The sequence below is a fragment of the Falsiroseomonas sp. genome (genome assembly GCF_041690465.1).
Lineage (GTDB): Bacteria > Pseudomonadota > Alphaproteobacteria > Acetobacterales > Acetobacteraceae > Falsiroseomonas.
Genome location: NZ_JAWLHG010000012.1, coordinates 73,022 through 96,240 on the forward strand (window position 1 = coordinate 73,022; position 23,219 = coordinate 96,240).

Genomic DNA, 23,219 nt, shown 5'->3' on the forward strand with positions numbered 1-23,219 from the left:
CCCGAAGCCGCTCCGCTGGCGCACCCCGTTGCTGGTTCTCGCGGTCACGGCACTGGCCGTGCTCGCCTCCGGCATTGGCCTGCCGCCCGACCTGATGGGCTCGGCGCCACGCGAGCAGGATTGGTCGGCGCTGGCGGCCGAGGTCCGGGTGGTGGACGGTGACACGCTGCGGCTCGGCGACCGGACGGTGCGGCTGGCCGGCGTGGATGCGCCGGATCGCGGCGAGGATTGCACCGATGGGGCCGGGCGCTGGTTCGACTGCGGCGCCGCTGCGGCGGAGGCGCTGTCTCGGCTGGTGAACGGCCGCTCGGTGGTCTGCCTGGTGTCCGGGCGGGACCGGTTCGGCCGGGGCCTGGGGGCCTGCCGGGCTGGCGGCGCGGAATTGAATGCCGGCCTGGTTGCCTCCGGCTGGGCGCTGGCCGATGAAGCGGAAACGCCGCTGCACAGGCTGGAAGCCGAGGCGCGGCAGGCAACCCGCGGCCTCTGGGCGGGCGGATTCACGCGGCCGGAGACGTGGCGCAGCCGCAACTGAGGGCACCGGCGCCACAGGCCACGACAATATGCACGCGCCGAGACGTCTGGGCGACGTTGCCAAGGCCGGGAAGCCGCCCCTATCTTGCGGCGCACCATAACGGTGCCGCGAGCAGCAGCGGCACTTCCCCTCGAGGAAGCAGATCATGGCCAGTACCCCGAACGGCACAGTCACCTTCACGCTCGACGGGTCGAACCGCAGCACGAGCCTGCCGGTCCTGAAGGGCGTCCTCGGACCGGACGTGGTGGACATCCGCAAGCTCTACGCCGACCTCGGCGTGTTCACCTACGACCCCGGCTATGGCGAGACCGCAAGCTGCGAGAGCCAGATCACCTACATCGACGGTGACGAGGGTGTGCTGCTCTACCGCGGCTATCCGATCGAGCAACTGGCCGAGCATTCCGACTTCATCGAGGTCTGCTACCTGCTGATGAACGGCGAGCTGCCGAACCCGAAGCAGCTGGCCGAATTCAAGAAGGGCGTCACCTACCACACGATGGTGCATGAGCAGCTGCGCCGCTTCTACGACGGGTTCCGCCGCGATGCGCACCCGATGGCGATCATGTGCGGCGTGGTCGGCGCGATGGCCGCCTTCTACCATGACAACCTCGACATCAACGACGCCGAGCAGCGCCGGATCGCCGCCTTCCGGCTGATCGCCAAGGTGCCGACCATCGCGGCGATGGCTTATAAGTACTCGCTCGGCCAGCCTTTCGTGTACCCGCGCAACGACCTCAGCTACGCGGCCAATTTCCTTTACATGCTGAACTCGGTCCCGGCCGAGCCGTACAACGTCTCGCCGACGCTGGCCAAGGCGATGGACCGGATCCTGGTCCTGCACGCCGACCACGAGCAGAACGCCTCGACTTCGACGGTGCGGCTGGCGGGCTCCACCGGGGCCAACCCCTTCGCCTGCATCGCCGCCGGCATTGCCGCGCTGTGGGGCCCGGCGCATGGCGGCGCCAACGAGGCGGTGCTGAAGATGCTCGCCGAGATCGGCCACGTGGACAACATCCCGGCCTTCATCGAGAAGGTGAAGGACAAGAACTCGGGCGTGAAGCTGATGGGCTTCGGCCACCGGGTCTACAAGAACTTCGACCCGCGCGCGAAGATCATGCAGCAATCCTGCCACGAGGTCCTGGCGGAGCTCGGCATCAAGGACGAGCCGCTGCTCGACATGGCCATGGCCCTGGAGAAGGTGGCGCTGGAGGACGACTATTTCGTCTCCCGGAAGCTGTATCCGAACGTGGATTTCTATTCGGGCATCATCCTGAAGGCGATGGGCATCCCGACCAGCATGTTCACCGTGATCTTCGCGGTGGCGCGCACCGTCGGATGGGTGAGCCAGTGGAAGGAGATGGTCGAGGACCCCTCCCAGCGCATCGGCCGCCCCCGGCAGATCTACACCGGCCCGGCCCAGCGCGACTACGTGCCCGCCGCCCAGCGCGGCTGACGCCCACCCCACCAGCCGTTCCGTCCGGCAAGGCCCTGCCCGCATCCGCGGGCAGGGCCTTTCTTTTTGGGCAAGCGCAGGATCTGCTCGCGTAGATCATCAAATATTGGCGGCAAGTGGCTGTAATAGAATGCCTCCGAAGGAAGCATGCAGTTGCCTTCGCAGGATGGAAAGCAGGCATCCGGGGCCAACGTCAGAAGCTTGCCGCCATTCGCATCACGCTCATCACAACCAACGCGCGCAGATTCCTACAGAAACTAAAAAAACCCTCTTGATAAGGAAGCGCTCACCTGGAATTGTTCTACCGAGAGTTGATTTCGCCAGAAAGGTTGAACCAAATGCGCGAGCGCGTCCTTCCTCATACTGCAAGGTCCGTTGACGAGCTCGTCCGCCGCCGGTTGCGCCAATGGCCCCAGCGCCCGCCGGGCGCCCCGCGGACGCAGCGGCAGTCGGGCATCTGGCTGCGCGCCAGACCGGGCGAGGCCAACATCCTCGGTCAGCCCTTCATCAAGCTGCCGGGCAGCAGCACCTTCCGCACCATCCCCGACGGGCTCTGGCTGCATTTCAGCCCGGACCCCGACGATCGCTGGGCCGACATCCTGTGCATCGAGGCCTGCGGCTCGGTTCCCAACCTGCAGGACAAGCGGGCACGCTTCGCGCCCTCCACCTCCTCCCTGCTGGTGGTCTGCCCGGTGCGCTGGCTGCTGGAGCAGGCCGAGCCGAACGATCCGACGCCCCGTTGGCACCTGATCCGGCTGCTGCGGGAGGAGCCGACCGAGCCGCTGGTGCTGCCGATCCGCGACATGCGGGTGCTCTACGGGCTGAAGGCGCGGCACTACCAGTCGGTCGCCAAGGGCCAGGTGCCGCACCCCCACGAGTATTTCTGTCCGATCGAGGCGCTGACCGCCGAGCGCGGGCATGAGGACCCGGCGCTGGCCGCGCTGATCGGGCGGGCCTCGGCGGCGGCGAACTTCATGACCTTTGCCTGACGCCGGCCGCCGGCCGCCGGCGGACTGAACATCGTATCTTCACAATCACCCCCTGCCCGAACGGCGCCGGCACGGCTAGATCGGGCCAGTTCGGCAACGGGGGGACTCAGATGCGGCGTCGTGCATTCGGGATGGCGGTGGCGAGCCTGGCGGCGGCGGCGATCCGCCCCGCCGCGGCGCAAGAGGTTTCCGGGCCTCTGGTGATCTACACCTCGCAGCTGGAACCCGACGCTGCCGCCACGGTGGAGGCCTTCCGCCGCCGCCACCCGAACGTGCAGGTCGAGTGGATCCGCGCCGGCACTGGCCAGATCATGACCCGGCTGCGCGCCGAGATTGCCGCCGGCAATCCGCGGCCGGACCTCCTGCTGGTCGCCGACAGCCTCACCTTCGAGGGGCTGAAGGCCGATGGCCGGCTGCGCCCGAGCCCGGAGGTGCAGGTCGCCGGCGTGCCGGCCGCGCATGTGGATCCCGGCCGCGCCTATTTCGGCACCAAGCTGATCACCACCGGCATCATGCACCATGTCCGCGCGCCCTTCGTGCCGCGCGGCTGGGCCGATCTGCTGGATGCCCGGGCCCGCAACCAGGTGGCAATGCCCTCGCCCGCCGTCTCCGGCGCAGCGGCCATCCATGTGCAGGCGCTGGTGCAGAACCCGGCACTCGGCTGGTCCTATGTGGAGCGGCTGGTGCAGAACGGCGTGCAGGCGCGCGGCGGCAATGGGCCGGTGATGCAGGCGGTGGCCGGGGCGGAGCGCGCCTTCGGCATCGTCATCGACTACCTGCCGATCCGCGAATCCGCGAAGGGCGCCCCGGTGCGCTTCATCTTCCCCGAGGATGGCGTCTCCGCCATCACCGAGCCCGCGGGCATTCTCTCCACCGCCCGCAACGTGCCGGCCGCGGTCGCCTTCCTCAACTTCCTCCTTTCCCCGGAGGGGCAGTTGCTCGCCGCCAGCCAAGGCTTCCTGCCGGCCGACCCCTCGGTGCCGCCGCCGGCCGGCTTCCCTGACCCGAAGACCATCAAGGTGATGCCCTTCGACAGCGCCCGCGCAGCGCGCGAGCAGCAGGAGACGCTCCGCCGCTTCGCCCAGCTCGTCGGGGGCTGAGCCACCGCACCTTGGCGGCCTCCCTCGGCCCTGCACGGCTGCTGGTCGCCGGCGTCACCGCCTGGCTGCTGATGGTCGGCGCGGCACCGCTGATCCGGCTGCTGGCCGAGGCACTCGGCCAGGGCGCGGTGGCGGCGGCCTTCGCCGACCCCGCGGTGTGGCGTGCTGCCGGCCGCAGCCTGCGCATCTCGCTCGGCGCCGCGGCGCTGGCGACGGTGATCGGCGGCGCGCTGGCCTGGGCGCTGCTGCTGCGCGGTCTGCCCCGGCGTGGCCTGCTGCTCTTCCTCGCGGTGCTGCCGGCGCTGGTGCCGGCACAGGTGATGGCGCTGGGCTGGATCCAGGCCAGCGGGCCGGCCTCGCCGCTGCTGCTGGCGCTTGGCTTCGCGCCGCCGATGGGCACGCCGAACCCGGTCTATGGGCCGGCGGGGATGACGGTGCTGCTGGCGGTGCAGGCGGCGCCGCTGGTGCTGCTCGCGGTGGCCGCCCTGCTGCGTCGCGTGCCCGGCGAGGTGCTGCTGGCCGCGCGGGGCCTGGGGGCGACGCCGGAGGCGGCGCTGCGGCGCGCGGTCTGGCCATTGCTGGCACCGGGCCTTCTGGCCGGGGCGGGCCTCGCCTATGTGGCGGCGCTCGGCAATTTCGGGGTCGGTGCGCTGCTCGGCATCCCGGCGCGCTACACGGTGCTGCCAGTGCTGATCTGGCAGATGCTGTCCGCGGGAGGGCCAGCCTCGCTGGAGCAGGCGGCGGCGCTGGCGGTGCTGCTGGCGGTGCTGGCCGCACCCGCGCTGCTGCTGCAGGCGCTGGCTGCACGATGGGCGCCGGCGGCGGGCCGGCAGCCCTTCGCCCCGGTGCCGCTGCCCCGGCCGATGCGCCTGGCGGTGCTAGCGCTGGTGGGGCTGTATTTCGGCCTGGTGCTGCTGGTGCCGCTGCTGGCGCTGCTGGCGGCGGCGCTGGTGCCGGCGCTGGGCATGGAACTCTCGGCGGCGACGGTGACCGGGCGGCATTTCGCCGCGGCGCTCTCGCCCGGCGCGCATACCGCCTGGGCCTTCGGCAATTCGCTGCTGCTCTCCATCGGTGCGGCGGCGCTGCTGGCGCTGGTGGCGCTGCCGACCGCGCTGGTGCTGCGGGCCCGGCCGGTGCGCGCGGCGAGCGCGGCGACCGACCTGCCCTATGCCCTGCCTGGCGCCTGCACCGGGGTTGCCGCCATCCTTGTGGTGCTGTCGCTGCCCGGCGGCGGCGCGCTGTATGGGACGCTGGGATTGATCCTGTTCGCCTATCTCACCCGCTTCCAGGCGCTGGCGCTGCGGCCGGCGGCGGCGGCGGCGGCGCGGCTCGACCCGGCGCTGGACGAGGCGGCGCGCGGCATGGGTGCCGGCGTGCTGCGCCGGATCTTCCGCATCCACCTGCCGCCGCTGGCCCCGGCGCTGGCGGCTGGCGGCATCCTGGTGGCACTGCAGGCGGTGAACGAGGTCACCGTCTCCTCGCTGCTCTACGGGCCGGGGACGCAGACGCTGGGGGTGCTGGTGTTCGGCCTGCAGGAGAGCGGCAATGCGCCGCTCGCGGCCGCCGTCTCCTGCCTGGCGCTGGCGCTGATGGCGGCCCTGATGGCGGCGGCGACGCTGGCGGCGCGGAAGCTGCCGCCCGGCACGCTGCCCTGGCGGCCATAGGAGGGCACGGCTGCCTCCGCGGCGCCCGGGCCGCAGGAAGCGATGGTCGGAGCGGCGGGATTTGAACCCACGACCCCCAGTCCCCCAGACTGATGCGCTACCAGGCTGCGCTACGCTCCGACTGTGGGCGGCATAGCACCACCCGGCGCGCTGCGCCAAGCCTTCCAGGGGGCTCTCGCACCCTGGCCCTGGCCCGGCCGTCGCCACGAACCACACCACTGCCCACCGCGGCGGGCTCACCCCACCTGGTCGAGACCCGCCCGCAGTCGCGCCACCTCGGCTTCCGTCAGGCCGGGGAGCAGGCCATGGCGCAGGAAGAAGTCGATCAGCACCAGGTTGACGTTGAACTTGACGCGGTTGGCGGTGGCCACCTCCTCCAGCACGGCTGCCGCCGGACGCAGCTCGAAGCGCTCCACCTCATCGTCCTGCGGCCGGGGCACGAAGCCCTCCGGCAGTTCGAGGTCATAGCAATGCAGCACGTCGCGCCGCAGCCCCTCCTCGTTCGCCATGACATAGGAGACGCGGCCGGCCGGCACCGCCTGCGTGGCGAGCTCGGCGGGAAGCGATGCCTCCTCCGCCGCCTCCTTCACCAGGGTCCGCTCGGCGTCGAGCCCGGCCGGGATCCCTCCAGCGACGATGTTGTCCATCTGCCCCGGCGCCACCGGCTTGTGCTTCGAACGCCAGCCGCACCAGAGGTGCAGCCCATCCTGCCGGCGGACGAAGCCGTTCACATGCACGCCCTGGGAGATCACGCCGAAGGGCGGCAGCGCGCCGCGGTCCATCCGCGCCAACACCGGCCCGTCGGCGGTCGCCCGCACGTCGAAGGGCTCGCCGCGCAGGGAGAAATGGCCGCGTCCGGCCAGCGAGGCGATGATCCGCTCCAGCGCCGCGGTCCGCGCCCCCTCCCCCCGCAGCTTGCCGGCCAGCGCCACGCCGTCGCGGTCGAAATGGATGTCGCGCGGGAAGAAGGCGAGCGCGCGGGCGAGATCGGCGCCGAGCCAGCCCACCTGCTGATCGCCCATGCGGAAGGCGATCAGATGGGACGGCGAGGCGATGTTGTTGCACGCCTCGACATGCCGCCAGAGACGAGGAAAAAGTCCATCCTGCTGGGTCATGCGGTCCTGTAACGCGCCGGGCGCATGGCCGGGAAGCACCGGGCGCCTTCCCTCGCGGCCCTGGTGACCACATTTTCCCCCGCACAGGCCTTCCGGAGCAACGCGTGCCCCCCCAAACCACCGACGAGCGCGGCCATCTCCGCACGCTGCTGACCCTTGCGCCGTATCTCTGGCCGCAGGGGGAGACCGGTCTGCGCCTGCGCGTGGTGGCCAGCCTGGTGCTGCTGGTCTTCGCCAAGGGCGCGAACGTGCTGGTGCCGATCGCCTTCGCCCGCGCGGTGGATGCGCTGGCGCCGCAAGCCGGGGCGGCGGGCGCGATCGCCGCGGTGCCGATCGCGCTGGTGCTGGGCTACGGGCTGATGCGGCTGACCGCCTCGGCCTTCAACGAGGCGCGGGACGCGATCTTCGCCAAGGTGCAGGGCCGCGCCATGCGGCGCATCGCGCTCAGCGTCTTCACCCACCTGCACCAGCTGAGCCTGCGCTTCCACCTGGACCGGCAGACCGGCGGCCTCTCGCGCGTGATCGAGCGCGGGACGCGCGGCATGACCTTCGTGCTGGATTTCCTGCTGTTCAACATCATCCCGACGATCTTCGAGATCCTGCTGGTCAGCCTGATCCTGTGGGGGATGTTCGACTTCTCCTTCACCGCGGTGATCCTGGTCACGGTGGGCATCTACATCGGCTTCACCCTGATGTTCACCGAGTGGCGCCTGCGCTTCCGCCGCACGATGAACGAGACCGACCAGGATGCGAACACCAAGGCGGTGGACAGCCTCCTGAACTTCGAGACGGTGAAGTATTTCGGCAACGAGGCGCATGAGGCGCGCCGCTACGATGCGGCGATGGAGCGTTACGAGCGCGCCTATGTGCGCAGCGAGATGTCGCTCAACGGCCTCAACTTCGGCCAGCAGGCGACCATCGCGACCGGGCTGACGGTGGTGATGCTGATGGCCGCCTTCCAGGTGGCCGACGGCACGATGAGCGTCGGCGACTTCGTGCTGGTCAACACCTACATGATCCAGCTGTTCCAGCCGCTGAACATCCTCGGCTTCGCCTACCGCGAGATCAAGCAGGGCTTGACCGACATGGAGGCGATGTTCCGCCTGATGCGCGAGGAGCGCGAGGTGGCGGACCGCCCGGACGCAAGGCCGCTGCGCGTGACCGAGGGCGAGGTGCGCTTCGATGCGGTGCGCTTCGGCTACCGGCCGGACCGCGAGATCCTGAAGGGCGTGAGCTTCACCGTGCCGCCGGGGCGGACGCTGGCCATCGTCGGGCCGACCGGGGCGGGCAAGTCCACCATCTCCCGCCTGCTGTTCCGCTTCTACGATGCCACCGCCGGCGCCGTGCTGGTGGACGGGCAGGATGTGCGCGCGGTGACGCAGGATTCCCTCCGCGCCCAGGTCGGCGTGGTGCCGCAGGACACCGTGCTGTTCAACGACACCATCCGCTACAACATCGCCTATGGCCGACCCGGTGCGAGCCAGGCGGAGATCGAGCAGGCGGCACGCCTCGCCCAGGTGCATGACTTCGTCCTGCGCCTGCCGGACGGCTACGACACCCGCGTGGGCGAACGCGGCCTGAAGCTCTCGGGCGGCGAGAAGCAGCGGGTGGCGATCGCCCGCACCCTGCTGAAGGACCCCCGCATCCTGATCCTGGACGAGGCGACGAGCGCGCTCGACACCCGCACCGAGCAGGAGATCCAGGCGGCGCTGCGCAATGCGGCGCAGGGGCGCACCACGCTGGTGATCGCGCATCGCCTCTCCACCGTGGTGGAGGCCGACGAGATCATCGTGCTGCAGGACGGCCGCATCGCGGAGCGCGGCAGCCACGCCGCGCTGATCGCGCGCGACGGTCTCTACGCCGAGATGTGGCGCCGCCAATCCGAGGCGGTGCAGGCCGCCGAGGCCGCTGCCGCGGCCGCCGCCGCCGCCGAGTCCTCCGAGGCGCGGGCTCCCGAATCGCACGCCGGCGCGCCCGCGTGACAGCGGTTTCACCTGGCGGGGGTTTCGCGATCCCCGCCCGGTCCCCATGTCGCGGCGAGCAAAGGAGGGCTGGTGCATGCAGCTGGATCCGCAGGGCGTGGCCCCCGAAGACCTGAGCCACGCCGGGGCGGTGGTGGACAAGGCCATCGAATACATGCTGGGGCAGAACATCGCGCCGATCTCGGTGGCTTCGGCCCTGCTGGGCGGGGCGCTCGGCATGCTGGCGCGGTCGCTCGACGACCGCGGGGTGGCGCAGGTGCTGCGCAATGCGCTGGACTCGGTGGAATCGGGCGAGCTGGCGGAGATGCGCGAGCCGCCGGGCGACGCGCCCACACCGCCGAAGCCTTGACGCGCGGGCCGCTTTCCGCGATACGGCCCCGCTCCGAACCACTCCGCCCGCACCGGCCGGCCCCCCGGGGAAGGTCGCTCGGGCGTTCAACGGGATAGTGTATCATGGCCCGCCGCTGCGCAGTGACCGGCAAGGGCGTGCTGACCGGCAACAACGTCAGCCACGCCAACAACAAGACCCGCCGGCGCTACCTGCCCAACCTGCAGGAGACGTCCTTCTTCTCCGACATCCTCGGTGCGCCGGTGCGCATGCGCCTGTCGGTGAACGGAATCCGCACGGTGGAGCACAATGGCGGGCTCGATGCCTTCCTGCTCGGCACCCCGGACCGCCGCCTGCCGACCGAGGCGATCGTGCTGAAGCGCCGGCTGGAGAAGGCGCAGGCCCGCAAGGCCGCGGCCTGATTCCGCCAGGCGGCGCCGCGCGACCCCGAGCCGGGTCGCACGGCACGCCGGGGCCGCGAACACGGCCCGCCGCACGACAGAGAAGATGATCAGCGCCGGCGCACGTCGTCCGGCGCTGATCTCTGCTTCCAGGATCCGTCACGACAGAGCCTGCACGACGCCGCGGCCAGGGCCGCCGGCGAAACGGTGTGCTGCCGGCCGGACATGACACCGCCTCGCGGAACCGTCATGCCAGCTTGTCACCTGCCCTCGCGGCGTTAAGCCTTCATCAATCGTTCCAACGACAGCATGGCACCAGTTGAGGGGGTGCCATGACGATTCTCCTTTCTTTCATCGCCATGACGGCGGTCCTGATCGCGATCAGGCTCGGGTTCCGGTTGCGTGCCGCACAGAATGTCGCCGGCGAGGCGGAGAGGCTCGCGGCAGGCCGCGGGCGCTGCCTTTCACTCGCCGCGCAGGAGTTGCGCGGCATCGCGGGCGCGATGGGCGGATGCCGGCGCACCCTGCTCGGACCCGGCGGCATGCTGCCGGGGCTTTGTGCCGGCAGCGGCGGCAAGGCGCTGGAAGGCCCGGCCCACCAGTTGCAGCGCCTGGCCGACGACCTCGCGGACGCCTCCGCGCGGCCCGACCTGCGCACCATGGAGGAAGCGCCGGCGCGCCTCGGCCCGATCGTCGATCAGGCGGTCGGCAAGGTGGGCACGCAGATCCTGCCAGGGCGGCGTTACTGGAAGGTGGATCCGTCGCTGCGGGCGCTGACGGTGAAAGCCGACCGCAGGGCGCTGGAGGGCGCGCTGGTCGCGCTGCTGCGCCGCGCCGCGAGCCATTCGCGCGACGGCGACCTGATCGCGCTGCGCTGGGTGGTGGCGAGCGAGACGGTCGCCATCGTGGTGGAGGACGAAGGCGACGGCCTTTACATGCCGGACCTCGTGCCGGAGCCGAGCGCCACGCCGGCCGCGGCGCGCGGCCTCGATCTCGGCCTCAGTCTCGCGCGCTCGCTGGCCGCGGCGCATGGCGGCGACATCCGGCTGGAAAGCGCGCCCGGCATCGGCGCCCGCGCCTGGCTGACCCTGCCGCGCACCCGCCTGCTGGAAGCGGCCTGAGCGCGGCGGGGAGAGCGGATCGCGGAGGGGCGAGAACGCCCCGAAGCGTGAATCTGCTCCACAAACCAACCACTGTCGTCAGCCGATCAGCTCGAACAGCAGCACCAGGCTGCGCTGCAGCCGGTTCTCGTTGTCGTCCGACACCAGGGCGACCAGGGTATGCCCGGCATGGCGGCTCACCGCCACGCCCTCGTAATTGTCCACCGGCAGCGGGGAGGCCAGGCGGAGGATCTCCTCGCCTTCCAGCACCGCGTCCGGCGCCGGCGCCGCCAGCGCGGCGGCGGGCAGCCGGACCAGCCGGCCGGAGAAGCCGCCGAACAACGAGAAGCCGCGCTCCAGCACCAGCGCCCCGCCCTCGGGCAGCGGCGCCGCATCGACCGGCACCATGCCCGGCGCCGGCCGGAAGCCGAGCGGCCGCCAGCCCTGAGGCCCACCGAGCCAGGCGGCGGTCACGCCCGGCGCATCCGGCAGGGCGAGGTCCTCGGCGATGGCGAGCCAGCGCCCATCCGCCAGCACGGCGAGCGATTCGAGACCGGCGTTGGCCGGTGCCCGCCCCAGCCCCGGCGGCGCGGCGACGTAGAGGCCGGGGCCGTCCAGATCGCGGTAGCGGCGGATGCGGTGCCAGCGCTCGAAGGCGACCAGCCAGCTGCCGTCCGGCAGGCGTGCCAGCGCCTCGGCATCGCCGGCATAGCCGCGCGGCAGGAACCGCCCGCCGCCATCGCGCAGCCGCCCCGCGCGGCGCGGCGTCAGCGTCATCGGCCGCAGCATGGCATCGAGCGTCAGCGCGAACTCTGCGAAATGGCCGAGATCGCTGACCGCCGAGAGCGTCAGGTCGGGCGCGAGATGCAGCCCCGACAGGCCGCCGAAGCCGAGGCCCTGGCGGTCGATCTCGAGGCCGCCGAGCGGGCGCAGCACGCCGTTGCCGGGCAGCGCCGGCAGCGCGAAGGGCTCTGCGATGCGCTCGCTCGGCCGCGCCGTCGCGCAAGCGGGAAGCGTGGCCAGCAGGCCAGTGAGGAAGGTCCGGCGCCGGATCGTCACCGGCGCCTCATGCGATTGTCGTCACAGGATCGCCGGTGCGCGGCCCGCAGGCTGCGTCACACGATCGCAGGTGCGCGTTCGGCGGCGGCGCGTTGCCACGCCAGCGCGGCGTCCTCGTCGAACAGCTCGGCGAGCTTCTTCATCATGGTGCCGCCGAGTTCCTCGGCATCCACGATCGTCACGGCGCGGCGATAATAGCGCGTGACGTCGTGGCCGATGCCGATGGCGATGAGCTCCACCAGTTCGCGCCCTTCGATCTCGTGGATCGCCTTGCGCAGGTGCCGCTCCAGGTAGTTGCCGGGGTTCACGGAGAGTGTCGAATCATCCACCGGCGCGCCGTCGCTGATCACCATCAGGATGCGGCGGTGCTCGGTGCGGGCGAGCAGGCGCTTGTAGGCCCATTCCAGCGCCTCGCCGTCGATGTTCTCCTTCAGGAGGCCCTCGCGCAGCATCAGCCCGAGATTCTTGCGCGCGCGCCGCCAGGGCGCATCGGCGCCCTTGTAGACCACGTGGCGCAGGTCGTTCAGGCGGCCAGGGTTGCGCGGCTTGCCTTCCTGCACCCAGCGCTCGCGCGATTGCCCGCCCTTCCAGGCGCGCGTGGTGAAGCCGAGGATCTCCACCTTCACGCCGCAGCGTTCCAGCGTGCGCGCCAGGATGTCGCAGCACATCGCCGCCACGGTGATCGGCCGCCCGCGCATCGAACCGGAATTGTCGATCAGCAGCGAGACCACAGTGTCGCGGAAATCCGCCTCGCGCTCCCGCTTGTAGGAGAGCGAGTGCATCGGGTTGGCGACCACGCGCGCCAGCCGCGCGACATCGAGCAGGCCCTCCTCCAGGTCGAACTCCCAGGCGCGCTGCTGCTGCGCGAGCAGGCGCCGCTGCAGCCGGTTCGCCAGCTTGGAGACGACGCCCTGAAGGTGGGAAAGCTGCTGGTCGAGCTGCTGGCGCAGCCGGTTCAGCTCGTCGGCGTCGCAGAGATCCTCCGCCTCCACCACCTCGTCGAACTGCCTGCTGAAGGCGCGGTAGGCGGAGGGGTCGTCCACCTGCGGCACCTCGCGCCGCTGCGTGGGGCCGCCGGGGCGGTCGTCGCCATCGGCGGCGGCACCTTCCTCCTCGCCCTCCTCGGTCTCGTCCTCGGCGGCATCGCCCTGCATGGTCTCGGGCTGCGCGCCGAGCATGGACTCCGTGTCCTGCGCCTGCGCCTCGCCTTCGCCGGACTGGTCCTGCTGCGGGCTGGTCTCGCCGCCCTCGCCTTCCTCCTCGTCCTGCTCGCTCTCGGATTCCACCTCGGCCTCGGCCAGGTCGAGCGCGGCGAGCAGCTTGCGGCTGGCGCGGGCATAGGCGTCCTGGTCAACTGCGGCGTTGGCCATCTCCGCCAGCGCGTTGTCGGCCTTGTCGCCGAGCGTGTCGCGCCAGAGGTCCAGCACGCGCCGCGCCGCCTCCGGCGCCGGCTCGCCCGAAAGCTTCTCGCGCGCCAGCAGGCCGAGTGCCACCGGCATCGGCAGCTGGTCCTTCCGCGTCATGCGGTCGTAGCCCTCCGCCTCGCACTGGTCGGCGAGGCGGGCACGCAGGTTGGCGGCGACGCCCGACATGTGCTGGCTGCCGATCACCTCGACGCGCACATCCTCCAGCGCGTCATAGACCTCGCGCGCCTCGCGCCGTGTCGGCAGGCGGGCGGCATGCACGCCCTCGTCGTGATGGCGCAGCTTGAGCGCGATGGCATCCGCCGCGCCGCGCAGCTTCGCCATTTCGGCCGCCGGCAGGGAGCGTGTGGGCAGCGGCAGCCGGGCGCGCTTGCCGGCCAGGCCCGAGGGCCCCGGCTGGAAGGCGACCTGCACCTCCGGCTGCTGCGCGATGGCGCGCAGCACGCCGGCGGTGGCGCGCTTGAATTCCTCCTGGCGGGTCTGGTCCTTGGAGCCCGACATCGGCGCGACCTATCCCGCCTTGCGCAGCAGGGTGCCGGTCGGCAGCTCCTCGTTGAAGCAGCGCTGGTAGTATTCGGCCACCGTCGAACGCTCCGCCTCGTCGCACTTGTTGAGGAAGGTCAGGCGGAAGGCGAAGCCCACATCACCGAAGATCCTCGCATTCTCGGCCCAGGTGATGACGGTGCGCGGCGACATGACGGTGGAGATGTCGCCGGCGATGAAGCCGGCGCGGGTCAGGTCGGCCAGCGCGACCATCGCCTCCACCTGGCGCTTCTGCCTGGCGTCCTTCTCGTCCATGCCGAGCTTGGACATGACGATCTGCGTCTCCTGCGCGTGCGGCAGGTAGTTCAGGGTCGCCACGATGTTCCAGCGGTCCATCTGGCCCTGGTTGATCTGCTGCGTGCCGTGATAGAGGCCCGTGGTGTCGCCGAGGCCCACCGTGTTGGCGGTGGCGAACAGGCGGAACATCGGATGCGGCCGGATCACCTTGTTCTGGTCGAGCAGCGTGAGCTTGCCCTCGACCTCCAGCACGCGCTGGATGACGAACATCACGTCGGGCCGGCCGGCATCGTATTCGTCGAACACCAGCGCGCAGGGGTGCTGCAGCGCCCAGGGCAGGATGCCCTCGCGGAATTCGGTGACCTGCTTGCCGTCCTTGAGGACGATGGCGTCCTTGCCGATCAGGTCGATGCGGCTGATGTGGCTGTCCAGGTTGATGCGGATGCAGGGCCAGTTCAGCCGCGCCGCCACCTGCTCGATATGGGTGGACTTGCCGGTGCCGTGATAGCCCTGGACCATGACGCGCCGGTTGAAGGCGAAGCCGGCCAGGATGGCCAGCGTGGTGTCGCGGTCGAAGCGGTAGCTCTGGTCGATCTCCGGCACATGCTCGGTGCGGACCGAGTAGGCGGGCACCACCATGTCGCTGTCGATGCCGAAGACCTCACGAACCGTCGCCTGCGTGTCAGGGAGGTCGATCGAGGCGGTGTTCCGGGTCTCGGCGAGGTTGGCGACCTTGGTCATGTGGCGGTCCGGCTGTGGCTAAGGGGCAATTCTAGGCCGGGTGGCCCTCGCGGGCTACCCGTGGGGAGGCTATCCGGCGGGCGCCGCGGCGGCGGCCTCGGCGGGGCGAGGTGCAAGGCGGCGGCGCAGCAGGCTGTAGGCGCGGTTGATGTCCTTCAGCCGCTCCTCCGCCTGGCGGTCGCCGCCATTGGCATCGGGGTGATGCCGCTTGGCGAGTTCCTTCCAGCGCGCCCGCAGCGTGTCGTTGTCAACCGGCCAGACGAGGCCAAGAACGTCCAGCGCGGCGCGCAGTTCGGCCGGTGGCTCGTCGCGCTTCGGGGTCCGCTCGCGGCGGGATTTGTGCAGCGGGGTGTCGCGCAGCACGCCGAGCGGGTCGCGGACATATTCGCTCTCAAAGGGATTGAAGCCGCCGAGCCGGCCGAGCGGCCAGGTGGGGCGCTGCCAGCCGGAATCGGAACGGAGCTCATGCTCGATCTCGGCCGGGCCCATGCCCTTGTAGTAGTCCCAGGCACGATTGTACTCGCGCACATGCTCCAGGCAGAACCAGCGGTACTGGTTCAGGTGGGCACGGTCGCGCGGCGCACGGAACTCGCCGGCATTGGCGCAGCCCGGATGCTCGCAGGGGCGCTGCGGCGCCGCCGGCTGCTCCGGGAACCCAAGGAATATGCGCTCGCTCCTGCGTGCCATCGGTCAGTTATGGGCGCGGGTGCAGGGGTGCGCAAGGCAGCCGGACGCGGCACCGCCATGCCCTGGCGCAGGGGGGAATTCAGGGGTTAGAACGACCATATGATAAATAATCGCCGCCGCGCGGACCGCATCGCCGAGGCGCTGCGCGCCGCCTTCCCCCCGGCCGAGGTGACGGTTTCCGACGACAGCCACCGCCATGCCGGCCATGCCGGCGCGAGGCCGGAGGGCGAGACGCATTACAGCGTGCGCGTCGTCTCCCCGGTCTTCGCCGGGATGACCCGCGTTGCGCGCTCCCGCGCGGCGCACGCAGCGCTGGCCGACGAGTTCGGCACCGGGCTGCACGCCCTGGCGCTGGAGCTGAAGACGCCGGAGGAGGCCGGGCGGTAGCAGGATCGCCCCGCCTCCTGCCGCCGCTACCGGCTGGCGACGCGGCGCTGCTCGGGCCGCTCGTCCACCGGCATCATGATGTGGGCATAGGGCGTGCCCTTCCACATCACATAGGGCCCGCCGCCCTCATGCGAGGCGGGAACGTTGTCCATCGTCGCCGGGTCCGGCGTGATGATCATGATGTGCGGCCCCTCGACCATCCAGTCGTTGTCGGCGGTCGGCTGCGAGGCGGCGGGGTCGATGTTGCTGGCACCCCCGTCGGGGCTGTCGCCGGCCATCATGTAGGCGAGGCCGATCCCCGTGATGTTCGGCTCCCGCTTGTTGGTCAGCGCATCCAGGAACTCCATCCATTGCGCGTCCAGGCACATCGGCCCGGCAAAGCCCTGCGGCGCGGGCAGGCAGGTGAAGGCGCCGTCGCCCTCGCGCAGCACATTGCCCTGGTGGTCCATCACCCGCACGCGGTCGCGCAGCGTCGGCGGCGCGGCGCTGAGGGCGCTCCTGATCATCGCATCCCGGTCGGGCGCCGGCTGGGCGTGCAATTGCGGCGCCCCCAGCAGGCAGGCGACACCGAGCGCCACGGCGACCGGCCCGAGCCTGGCCCGCCGCGTCCACGAAGGCATGTGCTTGTACCGCATGCAAGTCTCCTCCCTACTTGGTTCGGAAGGCGGAGACGCGCTGACCTGGGCGGTGCGGCGCCTTGGCGCCATGGCGTCGCTCGTCCGACCGCAGCCTCCGCCTTGGCGGCCCGGGATGAAGCACCCGGAGCCGCCAGCACGCCCGGACACGGCTGCATGCCGCGCAGGGGCATGCCGGAAGGTGCGTCGGCGGAGGGCGGGATCAACGCCTCGCCCGGGCACGTTTTCCGGAGGCCGAGCCTACTCCTCCGCCTGCGCCTGAGCCCGCTTCACCACCTCGCTGTCCGCCGCATAGGCCAGGCAGGAGCCGATCGGCAGGCTGCGGCGATAGGGCGGCGGGGTCTCGCCGCGCGCCACGGCCGCCTCGCGCTCGGCGCGCGCCTTGCGCCAGCGCATCGGGCCGATGGTCTGGAAGGCGACGGTGGCCATCTGCGCCAGCACCTCGCGCAGATGCGTGCAGCCGAGCACGCCGCCGACGCGCTCCTTCACGGCCCGGTTGAAGCCCGGCCCGATGGTCACGCCGGCCAGCGCGGCGAAGTTCGGTGCCGCCTGCGGGCAGATGGCGTAGGGCGTGGCGTCGGAGGCCGCCTCGCAGCTGCGGATCACCATGTCCTCGCCGACGGTCAGCCGCACCCACATGCCGTGCAGCGGCTGGCCGGGCTCGATGGTGCCGCGTTCCATGTTCTCGAAGGCGTAGCTCTTGGTGTCGGTGAGCTGTGCCTCGATGTCGTAGAGGCCGTCCTCGCGCTGATAGCCGCGCAGGACGATGTCGCGTTGGTGCAGCGGCTTGCGCTGTGCGGGGGCGGAAAGGGGCATGGCGCTCGGGCTATCACGCGCAGGCGGCGGCCGCCAAGCTCAGGGCGCGCAACCCTCGTCCCGCAGCAGCGCCTCGACCATCGCCTCCGGCACGTCGCCGGCGGTGAAGCACGCGCCCGGGGCGCGGAACAGCACGAAGCGCATGGCGCCCTCGCGCGCCTTCTTGTCCTTGCGCATCCGCTCGACCAGCAGCCGCGTCGAGAAGCCGCGCCCGAGGTCGCCAATCCGCGCCGGCAGCCCGACCGCCTGCAGATGCGCCATCACCCGGGTCGGCCATTCCTGCGCGCAATGGCCGAGCCGTGCCGACAGCGAGGCGGCAAGCCCAAGCCCCACCGCCACCGCCTCGCCATGCAGCAGCGCGCCGCCATAGCCGCACTCGGCCTCCAGCGCGTGGCCGAAGGTGTGGCCGAAATTGAGCAGGGCGCGGCCGCCCTCCTCGCTCTCCTCCCGCTCATCGGCGGCCACCACCGTGCCCTTCAGCCGGCAGGATTCCAGTACGGCATGCGCCAGCGCCTCCGCCTCGCCGGCGACCGCGCGCGGCCCGGCCGCCTCGCACCAGCCCCAAAGCTCCTCCCCGGCGATCAGCCCGTGCTTGGCAACCTCGGCCCAGCCGGCACGCAGCTCGCGCGGCGGCAGCGTGGCGAGCGTCGCCATGTCGGCCAGCACCAGCTTCGGCTGGTGGAAGGCGCCGGCGAGGTTCTTTCCGAGCGAGAGGTTGATGCCGGTCTTGCCGCCCACCGAGCTGTCCACCTGCGCCAGCAGCGTGGTCGGCACCTGCACGAAGGGCAGGCCGCGCAGTGCGATCGCCGCGACGAAGCCGGCGAGATCCCCCACCACCCCGCCGCCGAGCGCGATCACCGCGGTGCGCCGGTCCGCCCCGGCGCCCAGGATGCCTTCCAGCGCGCCCTGCACCGCGGCCAGGCACTTGGTCGCCTCGCCGGGCGGGACGAGATGCTCGGCCAGGATGGTGAAGCCGGCCGCCTGCAGCCCTTCGCGCAACGCCGGCAGGTGCAGCCTGGCGACATCCGAATCGCTGACGATCGCGACGCGGCGGGAGGGCAGCACCGGCGAGAGCAGCGTCCCGGCCCGCGCCAGCAGCCCCTCCCCCACGAGGATGTCATAGCCGCGCTCGCCGAGCCCGACACGCAGGCGCTGCGGCTCGCGATGCGCGCCGATCGCCTCCACCACCTTGCGGGTGGTGACCTCGGGGGGTTCGTCGGAGCAGTCCACGGTCACATCGGCCTCGGCAAACAGCGGGTGGCGTGCCACGACAAGGCGCTCGAGCACCTCGCGCGGGTCGGCGTTGAGGAACATCGGCCGGTGCTCGCGCCCGGCGACGCGGCGCAGCAGCGCCGCGAGCGGCACGCGCAGCCAGACGGAAACGGCGCCGGAGCGGCGCACCGCGGCCCGGGTCTGCGCATCGGCGAAGGCGCCGCCGCCGGTGGCCAGCACCAGCGGCGGCCCGGCCAGCAGGCGGGAGATCACGCGGCGCTCGCCATCGCGGAAATGCGGCTCGCCGTAGCGGGCAAAGATCTCGGTAATCGGCAGGCCGGCGGCGGCCTCGATCTCGGCATCGGCATCCACGAAGGGCAGGCCTAGGCGGGCGGCGAGGCGGCGGCCGATCGAGGATTTCCCGGCGCCGGGCATGCCGACCAGCACGATGGACCGGCGTTCCACCGCCACGCCCGGCAGCGCGGGCTCCTCATCCGGCAGGTCCGGCGGGACAGGAATGAGCGACGGCTCGTCCTCGTCCGTCAGGGCGGTGTTGCGTGTCACGATGGCCAAGGCTAGCACAGCAACGGCAAGACGAGGATCCGCCCCGCCGATGTTCCGCAATCCGGTCCTGCTGCTCGCCGTGATCCTGCTTGGCGCGCTGGCGGTCGGGCTGCTGGCGGTCGGCGCCTTCCCGCCCGCGGTGGCGCCGCAGCCGGTGGAGCGGCCGATCCCGGCCGAGCGCTTCACGCCCCGCTGATCCGCTTCCCGCCGCGTGGACCGCCATGTCGAATCCTTCCTCGAGATGCTGGCCGCGGAGCGTGGCGCGGCGCGCAACACCATCGCCGCCTATGCCGCCGACCTGGCGGATTTCGGTGCGCATGCGATCGGCCGCGGCATCGGCCCGGCCGAGGCGGGGCCGGAGCTGGTGCAATCCTACCTGCACGGGTTGAGTGCGGCCGGGTTCTCGGCGCGCACCGCGGCGCGGCGGCTCTCCGCCCTGCGGCAGTTCTTCCGGTTCCTGGCGCGCGAGGGCGTGCGCGCCGACGACCCGACGGAGCTCACCGAAAGCCCGCGCCTGCCGGCGAGCCTGCCCAAGGCGCTGTCGGAAGCCGAGGTGGCGGCGCTGATCGAAGGCGCCGCGCGGCTGCCCGGCAAGCGCGGCCCGCTCGCCGTGGCGCTGCTCGAACTGCTCTATGTCAGCGGCCTCCGCGTCAGCGAGCTGGTCGCGCTGCATGCCGGCGCGCTACGCGCGGATGCGCCGATGGTCGCGGTGCTGGGCAAGGGGGCGAAGGAGCGGCTGGTGCCGATCTCCGCCCGCGCGCGGCAGGCTGCGCTGGCCGCGCGCGGAGAACCGAAGAAACCCTCGCGCTGGCTGTTCCCCTCGCGCGCGGCGGGCGGCCACATCACCCGCCAGGCGGTCGGCGTGGTGCTCAAGGATGCGGCGATCGCGGCCGGGCTGGATCCGGAGCGCGTCAGCCCGCATGTGCTGCGCCATTCCTTCGCGACGCATCTGCTCGGGCGTGGCGCCGACCTGCGCAGCCTGCAGATGCTGCTCGGCCATGCCGACATCGCCACGACGCAGATCTATACCAAGGTGATGGAAGAGCACCTGCGCCGCACGGTGGAGGCGCACCACCCGTTGGCCGGCTGAGTTGATGCGGCAACGGCTTGCAGCCGGGCCGCCGGGTGGTATCAAGTCGCCTCGAAGCAATTGGGAGCAAGAGGCAATGCGCGCAGCGGTCCTGGCCAGCGTGGCCCTGCTCTGCACCGCGGGGCTCGCGGCGGCCCAGAAGGGCCAGGTCGCGCCCAGCGGGCCGAACCTGACGGCGGAGGCGCGCTACGCGACGGTGAGCCTCAATGCCGGCTTCATGCCCGACCCGCACGAGGTGCGCGTCGAGGCGGGCGGCGACATGGATGCCTCGGCTGCGCAGCTCGGCCCCGAATGCGTCGGCTGGATCGACCCGTCGCGGGCCGATGTGACGCTTACCTACACGGCCGGGCAGTTCCCGCTCTACATCTCCGCCGCCTCGCAGGCCGACACCACCCTGGTGGTGCGCGATCCCTCCGGGCAGTGGCACTGCAACGACGACATGACCGGGGTGGACCCGGGCCTGGTTCTGCAGCGGCCCGCCTCCGGCGAGTACCGCATCTGGGTCGGCACGCTGGATCGCGGCCAGCCGCAGCAGGCGACCCTGCGCATCTCGGAGGAGCTGCCGCGGGCCGCCCGCGCCACCGCGCAGCCGCCGAACATCACGGAGCCGGCGCGCTATGCGACGGTGAGCCTCAACGCCGGCTTCATGCCCGACCCGCATCAGGTGGGCGTCGAGGCCGGCGGCGAGCTCGATGTGAGCAATGCCGGCCTCGGCGCCGACTGCGTCGGCTGGATCGACCCGTCGCGGGCCGATGTGACGCTGAACTACACGGCGGGGGAGTTCCCGCTGTATTTCTCCGCCACCTCCTCCGCCGACACGACCCTGGTGGTGCGCGACCCCTCCGGCGCCTGGCACTGCAACGACGACCTGGCCGGGCTCGATCCCGGCGTGATCCTGCAGCGGCCGCCATCGGGCGAGTACCGCATCTGGATCGGCACGGTGGAGCAAGGGCGCGCGCAGAAGGCCACGCTGCGCATCTCCGAGGAGCCGCCGCGGCGCTGAGGCATCGCCGCGCGTGGGCGGATCAGCCCACGCGCAGCAGCGCCGGGCCCTCCACGCGCAGCCACTCCACGGCGCCGTCGCGGTGCGGCGTCAGTTCCGCCACCAGCGCCCAGAAGCGCGGCGAGTGGTTCAGCTCGCGCAGATGCGCGACCTCATGCGCGACGACGTAATCGGTCACCCATTCCGGCGCCATCACCAGCCGCCAGGAAAAGGCCAGCGTGCCATCCGGCGCGCAGCTTCCCCAACGGCTGCGCGTGTCCTTCACGCGGATCGCCCGCGGCTTCACGCCGAGCGCGGCCGCATGCGGCAGGGTGAGCACGCCGATGCGCCGCCGCGCCTCGACCCGCAGGAAATCCGTGACGCGGCGGCGGAGGAATTCGCGCGCGCCGGTGACCACTATCGCCTTGCCGTCCAGGAAGGCGCCGCCGCGCGCGCGCGGCTCATGGCGGATCACATGCGCCTCGCCGCCCAGCAGCAACTCGGTGTCCGGCGCGAATTCCACCGCGGGCGAGAGCGCGGCAAGCCGCTCGCGGATCCAGGTTTCGTGCTCGCGGATCAGTGCCAGGCCGGCGCGGCGCCCGCTGCGTGGCGGCAGCGTCACCACCACCGTGCCGCTGCGCGGGCAGACCATCAGGCTGACGCGGCGCGCGCGCGTGGAGGCACGCCAGCGCACGGGAATCGCCACCGCAGGCGCCAGCGCGCCGCGTGGCGTCGGCAGCTTCACGGTCTCCGAATCGGGGAAGGGCATAGCGCCTAACATGGCGCGGCGCACCCACCTCAGGCAACGGCTTGACAGTCGCCGCGCCCTGACAGCGTGTGCCGCGATGCCGCGCCTGCTGCGCAACCTCGCCATGATGATCGCCGTCGGCACGCTGTGGGGGCTCACGCCGGCCATGGGCAAGCTGGCCTTGGCAGAGGGCATGCGGCCACTCGGCGTTGCCTCCATCTCCGCCGCCGTCGCCGCTTCCGTGCTGTTCGGCGTTGCATTCGTCCGCGGCCAGGCGCCGCCGATGGACCGCGCGCATATCCGCCAATACGTCGCCGGCGGCGTGGTGGGCCTGGCCTTCGCGCATCTCTTCGCCTTCACCGGCCTGCAGCGCGTGCCGGCGGGCCTCTTCGCACTGATGGTGCCGCTCTCCGGCCTGTTCACCATGCTGTTCTTCGCGCTGGCCGGGATCGAGCGCGCGACAGCGGTGCGGCTGATCGGCAGCGCGGTCGGCATGGCGGGCGTGGCGCTGGCGATGGCGCCGGGGGCGGCCCTGCCGGATCCTGCCCTGCTGCCCTGGGCGGCGATCATGCTGCTGACGCCGGTGTGCTACGCGGCGTCCAACCTGTTCTCGGTGAAGTTCGCGGTGCGCGGCACGCCGCCGCTGGCGCAGGCTTCCGGCACGGTGATCTTCGCCGCCCTCGGCGCCGCGGTGATCGCCTGGCCGCTCGGCCATATCGGCCTGCCGCCGCGCGCCGGCATCGCCCTGCTGCTGCTGGGGCAGGGCATCGCGACGGCGGTCGCATACATGCTGTATTTCCGACTGCTGGTGAATGCGGGCGGCGTGTTCACCAGCCAGGCCGCTTATGTCATCACGCTGGCCGGGCTGTTCTGGGGCTTCCTGCTGTTCGACGAGGTGCCGGGATGGCTGACCATCCCGGCGGCGTCGCTGATCTTCGGCGGCGTCGCGCTGGTGACGCTGGCGCCGCGTCCCGCGCGCTGACGCGCCCAACCGGCCGCCGGCAGCGGCGCAACCCCGCATCGCGCCGCGCGTCCAGACCGCATGAAGGCGTGGAGGACAGCATGCGAGGCATGACGAGGCTGGCCATCGTCGCCGCGCTGATGGCCGGACCGGCGCTCGCGCAGATCGGTGGCGCCACCGGCACGGCAACCTCGCCCGGCATGGGCGGGGCGCAGAGCGGCATGGGCGGCGGCAACCTGGCCGGCGGCGGTGTCGGCGCGCAGCAGCAGGGCACAAGGCTGCCGAGCGAGACCACCACCCTGGGCGGCCGCACCACCGTGCCGCGGCGCGACGCGGACGGCGTTTCGCCGTCTGACCCCACCCTGGCGCCGCCGCCGAGCCCGGCCGACCGCAGCCCCGCTGGCGGCAGCGCCGTGGGGGGCAGCGGCGTGCCGGGCACCGCGACAGGCGCGATCACCCCGCGCTGACA

24 protein-coding genes and 1 tRNA gene are annotated in these 23,219 nt (G+C 71.8%); 15 read left to right on the plus strand and 10 right to left on the minus strand.

Annotation, left to right across the window (positions count from 1 at the left end; all coding sequences use genetic code 11):
- The first annotated feature begins 28 nt into the window (after window positions 1-28).
- The 5 genes from ACESM1_RS13920 (at window position 29) to ACESM1_RS13940 (ending at window position 5,738) form a co-directional block, all read left to right on the plus strand.
- Window positions 29-532 (plus strand): thermonuclease family protein, encoded by a 504-nt coding sequence (locus ACESM1_RS13920; RefSeq protein ID WP_372620972.1) that lies wholly within the window; start codon window positions 29-31, stop codon window positions 530-532.
- A 145-nt stretch (window positions 533-677) separates the two neighbouring features.
- Window positions 678-1,985 (plus strand): citrate synthase, encoded by a 1,308-nt coding sequence (gltA, locus tag ACESM1_RS13925; RefSeq protein WP_372620974.1) that lies wholly within the window; start codon window positions 678-680, stop codon window positions 1,983-1,985.
- 398 nt (window positions 1,986-2,383) lie between these two features.
- The gene (locus ACESM1_RS13930; protein ID WP_372620976.1) at window positions 2,384-2,974 is read left to right on the plus strand and encodes a hypothetical protein; all 591 of its coding nucleotides are present in this window, start codon (window positions 2,384-2,386) and stop codon (window positions 2,972-2,974) included.
- 110 nt (window positions 2,975-3,084) lie between these two features.
- Window positions 3,085-4,074: an ABC transporter substrate-binding protein gene (locus ACESM1_RS13935; RefSeq protein ID WP_372620977.1), complete on the plus strand. Its 990-nt coding sequence runs from the start codon at window positions 3,085-3,087 to the stop codon at window positions 4,072-4,074.
- An 11-nt stretch (window positions 4,075-4,085) separates the two neighbouring features.
- Complete coding sequence (locus tag ACESM1_RS13940) at window positions 4,086-5,738, plus strand: ABC transporter permease (protein ID WP_372620978.1); 1,653 nt, start codon at window positions 4,086-4,088, stop codon at window positions 5,736-5,738.
- A gap of 43 nt (window positions 5,739-5,781) precedes the next feature.
- Here the strand turns inward: ACESM1_RS13940 and ACESM1_RS13945 are convergent.
- Both ACESM1_RS13945 and ACESM1_RS13950 read right to left on the minus strand, forming a co-directional pair.
- Window positions 5,782-5,858: transfer RNA gene (locus ACESM1_RS13945), tRNA-Pro, on the minus strand.
- Window positions 5,859-5,974: 116 nt separating this feature from the next.
- Window positions 5,975-6,853 (minus strand): NUDIX hydrolase, encoded by an 879-nt coding sequence (locus ACESM1_RS13950; RefSeq protein ID WP_372620979.1) that lies wholly within the window; start codon window positions 6,851-6,853, stop codon window positions 5,975-5,977.
- A 104-nt stretch (window positions 6,854-6,957) separates the two neighbouring features.
- On the opposite strand from ACESM1_RS13950, the gene ACESM1_RS13955 reads away from it, so the two are divergent.
- The 4 genes from ACESM1_RS13955 (at window position 6,958) to ACESM1_RS13970 (ending at window position 10,685) form a co-directional block, all read left to right on the plus strand.
- Entirely contained in the window at window positions 6,958-8,835 is a 1,878-nt protein-coding gene (locus tag ACESM1_RS13955) for an ABCB family ABC transporter ATP-binding protein/permease (RefSeq protein ID WP_372620981.1), read from the plus strand.
- A 76-nt stretch (window positions 8,836-8,911) separates the two neighbouring features.
- Window positions 8,912-9,184 (plus strand): hypothetical protein, encoded by a 273-nt coding sequence (locus ACESM1_RS13960; RefSeq protein WP_372620983.1) that lies wholly within the window; start codon window positions 8,912-8,914, stop codon window positions 9,182-9,184.
- A gap of 104 nt (window positions 9,185-9,288) precedes the next feature.
- The gene (rpmB, locus tag ACESM1_RS13965) at window positions 9,289-9,585 is read left to right on the plus strand and encodes a 50S ribosomal protein L28 (RefSeq protein WP_372620985.1); all 297 of its coding nucleotides are present in this window, start codon (window positions 9,289-9,291) and stop codon (window positions 9,583-9,585) included.
- Between the two features lie 311 nt (window positions 9,586-9,896).
- The gene (locus tag ACESM1_RS13970) at window positions 9,897-10,685 is read left to right on the plus strand and encodes a sensor histidine kinase (RefSeq protein ID WP_372620987.1); all 789 of its coding nucleotides are present in this window, start codon (window positions 9,897-9,899) and stop codon (window positions 10,683-10,685) included.
- Window positions 10,686-10,763: 78 nt separating this feature from the next.
- On the opposite strand, the gene ACESM1_RS13975 is transcribed toward ACESM1_RS13970, so the two are convergent.
- The 4 genes from ACESM1_RS13975 to ACESM1_RS13990 form a co-directional block, all read right to left on the minus strand.
- Entirely contained in the window at window positions 10,764-11,723 is a 960-nt protein-coding gene (locus tag ACESM1_RS13975) for an esterase-like activity of phytase family protein (RefSeq protein WP_372620989.1), read from the minus strand.
- A 56-nt stretch (window positions 11,724-11,779) separates the two neighbouring features.
- The gene (cobT, locus tag ACESM1_RS13980) at window positions 11,780-13,648 is read right to left on the minus strand and encodes a cobaltochelatase subunit CobT (RefSeq protein WP_372620991.1); all 1,869 of its coding nucleotides are present in this window, start codon (window positions 13,646-13,648) and stop codon (window positions 11,780-11,782) included.
- A gap of 9 nt (window positions 13,649-13,657) precedes the next feature.
- A complete protein-coding gene (gene cobS / locus ACESM1_RS13985; protein WP_372620993.1) occupies window positions 13,658-14,668 on the minus strand; it encodes a cobaltochelatase subunit CobS in 1,011 nt (336 codons plus the stop codon).
- A 69-nt stretch (window positions 14,669-14,737) separates the two neighbouring features.
- Window positions 14,738-15,355: a J domain-containing protein gene (locus ACESM1_RS13990; protein WP_372620995.1), complete on the minus strand. Its 618-nt coding sequence runs from the start codon at window positions 15,353-15,355 to the stop codon at window positions 14,738-14,740.
- A 99-nt stretch (window positions 15,356-15,454) separates the two neighbouring features.
- On the opposite strand from ACESM1_RS13990, the gene ACESM1_RS13995 reads away from it, so the two are divergent.
- On the plus strand, window positions 15,455-15,742 hold the full coding sequence (locus ACESM1_RS13995) for a BolA family protein (RefSeq protein WP_372620997.1): 288 nt from the start codon (window positions 15,455-15,457) through the stop codon (window positions 15,740-15,742).
- A gap of 26 nt (window positions 15,743-15,768) precedes the next feature.
- On the opposite strand, the gene ACESM1_RS14000 is transcribed toward ACESM1_RS13995, so the two are convergent.
- From ACESM1_RS14000 to aroB, 3 genes are all read right to left on the minus strand, one after another.
- Window positions 15,769-16,377 (minus strand): hypothetical protein, encoded by a 609-nt coding sequence (locus ACESM1_RS14000; protein ID WP_372620999.1) that lies wholly within the window; start codon window positions 16,375-16,377, stop codon window positions 15,769-15,771.
- 240 nt (window positions 16,378-16,617) lie between these two features.
- Window positions 16,618-17,193, minus strand: a complete 576-nt coding sequence (locus ACESM1_RS14005; protein WP_372621001.1) for a DUF2889 domain-containing protein — start codon at window positions 17,191-17,193, stop codon at window positions 16,618-16,620.
- A gap of 39 nt (window positions 17,194-17,232) precedes the next feature.
- Entirely contained in the window at window positions 17,233-18,969 is a 1,737-nt protein-coding gene (gene aroB / locus ACESM1_RS14010) for a 3-dehydroquinate synthase (protein WP_372621003.1), read from the minus strand.
- Between the two features lie 49 nt (window positions 18,970-19,018).
- Between aroB and ACESM1_RS14015 the strand changes: the two genes are divergently transcribed.
- The 3 genes from ACESM1_RS14015 (at window position 19,019) to ACESM1_RS14025 (ending at window position 21,062) form a co-directional block, all read left to right on the plus strand.
- Window positions 19,019-19,165 carry a hypothetical protein gene (locus ACESM1_RS14015; RefSeq protein WP_372621005.1) on the plus strand — a complete coding sequence of 49 codons (147 nt, stop codon included), beginning with the start codon at window positions 19,019-19,021 and terminating at the stop codon, window positions 19,163-19,165.
- A gap of 15 nt (window positions 19,166-19,180) precedes the next feature.
- The gene (locus tag ACESM1_RS14020) at window positions 19,181-20,059 is read left to right on the plus strand and encodes a site-specific tyrosine recombinase XerD (protein ID WP_372621007.1); all 879 of its coding nucleotides are present in this window, start codon (window positions 19,181-19,183) and stop codon (window positions 20,057-20,059) included.
- 76 nt (window positions 20,060-20,135) lie between these two features.
- Window positions 20,136-21,062: a hypothetical protein gene (locus tag ACESM1_RS14025; RefSeq protein ID WP_372621009.1), complete on the plus strand. Its 927-nt coding sequence runs from the start codon at window positions 20,136-20,138 to the stop codon at window positions 21,060-21,062.
- 22 nt (window positions 21,063-21,084) lie between these two features.
- On the opposite strand, the gene ACESM1_RS14030 is transcribed toward ACESM1_RS14025, so the two are convergent.
- The gene (locus ACESM1_RS14030; protein WP_372621011.1) at window positions 21,085-21,810 is read right to left on the minus strand and encodes a M48 family metallopeptidase; all 726 of its coding nucleotides are present in this window, start codon (window positions 21,808-21,810) and stop codon (window positions 21,085-21,087) included.
- A gap of 76 nt (window positions 21,811-21,886) precedes the next feature.
- Here ACESM1_RS14030 and ACESM1_RS14035 point away from each other — a divergent pair, with 76 nt between their 5' ends.
- A complete protein-coding gene (locus ACESM1_RS14035) occupies window positions 21,887-22,771 on the plus strand; it encodes a DMT family transporter (protein ID WP_372621013.1) in 885 nt (294 codons plus the stop codon).
- A gap of 89 nt (window positions 22,772-22,860) precedes the next feature.
- Window positions 22,861-23,217, plus strand: a complete 357-nt coding sequence (locus tag ACESM1_RS14040) for a hypothetical protein (RefSeq protein ID WP_372621015.1) — start codon at window positions 22,861-22,863, stop codon at window positions 23,215-23,217.
- The last annotated feature ends 2 nt before the right edge of the window (window positions 23,218-23,219 follow it).

What these genes read in the sequence shown, in the direction of transcription:
- gltA (WP_372620974.1), top strand. Translation starts at nt 678, where the DNA reads ATGGCCAGTACCCCGAACGGCACAGTCACCTTCACGCTCGACGGGTCG.
- ACESM1_RS13935 (WP_372620977.1), top strand. Translation starts at nt 3,085, where the DNA reads ATGCGGCGTCGTGCATTCGGGATGGCGGTGGCGAGCCTGGCGGCGGCG.
- ACESM1_RS13950 (WP_372620979.1), bottom strand. Translation starts at nt 6,853, where the DNA reads ATGACCCAGCAGGATGGACTTTTTCCTCGTCTCTGGCGGCATGTCGAG.
- ACESM1_RS13960 (WP_372620983.1), top strand. Translation starts at nt 8,912, where the DNA reads ATGCAGCTGGATCCGCAGGGCGTGGCCCCCGAAGACCTGAGCCACGCC.
- rpmB (WP_372620985.1), top strand. Translation starts at nt 9,289, where the DNA reads ATGGCCCGCCGCTGCGCAGTGACCGGCAAGGGCGTGCTGACCGGCAAC.
- ACESM1_RS13970 (WP_372620987.1), top strand. Translation starts at nt 9,897, where the DNA reads ATGACGATTCTCCTTTCTTTCATCGCCATGACGGCGGTCCTGATCGCG.
- cobT (WP_372620991.1), bottom strand. Translation starts at nt 13,648, where the DNA reads ATGTCGGGCTCCAAGGACCAGACCCGCCAGGAGGAATTCAAGCGCGCC.
- cobS (WP_372620993.1), bottom strand. Translation starts at nt 14,668, where the DNA reads ATGACCAAGGTCGCCAACCTCGCCGAGACCCGGAACACCGCCTCGATC.
- ACESM1_RS13990 (WP_372620995.1), bottom strand. Translation starts at nt 15,355, where the DNA reads ATGGCACGCAGGAGCGAGCGCATATTCCTTGGGTTCCCGGAGCAGCCG.
- ACESM1_RS13995 (WP_372620997.1), top strand. Translation starts at nt 15,455, where the DNA reads ATGATAAATAATCGCCGCCGCGCGGACCGCATCGCCGAGGCGCTGCGC.
- ACESM1_RS14000 (WP_372620999.1), bottom strand. Translation starts at nt 16,377, where the DNA reads ATGCGGTACAAGCACATGCCTTCGTGGACGCGGCGGGCCAGGCTCGGG.
- ACESM1_RS14005 (WP_372621001.1), bottom strand. Translation starts at nt 17,193, where the DNA reads ATGCCCCTTTCCGCCCCCGCACAGCGCAAGCCGCTGCACCAACGCGAC.
- ACESM1_RS14015 (WP_372621005.1), top strand. Translation starts at nt 19,019, where the DNA reads ATGTTCCGCAATCCGGTCCTGCTGCTCGCCGTGATCCTGCTTGGCGCG.
- ACESM1_RS14025 (WP_372621009.1), top strand. Translation starts at nt 20,136, where the DNA reads ATGCGCGCAGCGGTCCTGGCCAGCGTGGCCCTGCTCTGCACCGCGGGG.
- ACESM1_RS14030 (WP_372621011.1), bottom strand. Translation starts at nt 21,810, where the DNA reads ATGCCCTTCCCCGATTCGGAGACCGTGAAGCTGCCGACGCCACGCGGC.
- ACESM1_RS14035 (WP_372621013.1), top strand. Translation starts at nt 21,887, where the DNA reads ATGCCGCGCCTGCTGCGCAACCTCGCCATGATGATCGCCGTCGGCACG.
- ACESM1_RS14040 (WP_372621015.1), top strand. Translation starts at nt 22,861, where the DNA reads ATGACGAGGCTGGCCATCGTCGCCGCGCTGATGGCCGGACCGGCGCTC.